The organism is Arthrobacter sp. Y3223164, assembly GCF_059091005.1.
In genome coordinates this window covers 1-687 of sequence record NZ_JBNHGF010000748.1, presented here as the reverse complement: position 1 = coordinate 687, position 687 = coordinate 1, and the positions used below count along the sequence as shown (strand labels likewise).

Here is a 687-nt window from a genome sequence, read left to right as displayed (position 1 = left end):
GGCTCCGGGACGCTGTTGCGCGGGTCGCGGAAGAGCGGGTGGCACGGCCGGTCGAAGAAGCGGTGGCCCGGCACCGGGCATTCAGGCAGGCAGTGCTGAGGGCGTCCGGCGAGTGACGTCCCGGGGGAGCCGCGGGGCCATGGACCCGGCAGACGAGATACAAGGAGAACGCAAAAGATTGGCCGCTGAACTGACTGTCAACGATCTGGACGAAGGCTCGCTTCTGGAAAGGATTTTCCCGCGCCTCGGCCCCGCCCGCGTCCCGGTCGGGCCGGGCGATGACGCTGCCGTGATCGAGGCACCCGATGCCCGCACCGTCATCTCGATCGACACACTGGTCCAGGACCAGGACTTCCGGCTTGAGTGGCCCTCCGGCTACCGGACGACGGGCTACGACGTCGGATGGAAATCCGTCGCGCAGAACCTCTCGGACATAAATGCCATGGGAGCCGTGCCGACGTCACTGGTCATCAGCCTGACCCTGCCCGGTGCGACGCCGGTGGCATGGGTCGAGAGCCTGGCCGACGGCGTGGCCGATGCCCTGCGGAAACTGGGGGCGGGCCGGTGCTCCGTCGTGGGCGGTGATCTTGGCCGCGGCGAGTCGATCGTGGTCACGGCTGCCGTTACCGGGGACCTCGAAGGCCGCAGCCCGGTCCTGCGCAGCGGCGCGCGTCCCGGCGACACCGT

General features: G+C 69.4%; 1 protein-coding gene. It reads left to right on the top strand.

Features of this window, described 5'->3' with window-relative positions:
• Window positions 1-139 precede the first annotated feature (139 nt).
• The coding region (locus AC5RUJ_RS17775; protein ID WP_494156451.1) for a thiamine-phosphate kinase at window positions 140-687 on the top strand (548 nt) is incomplete at its 3' end.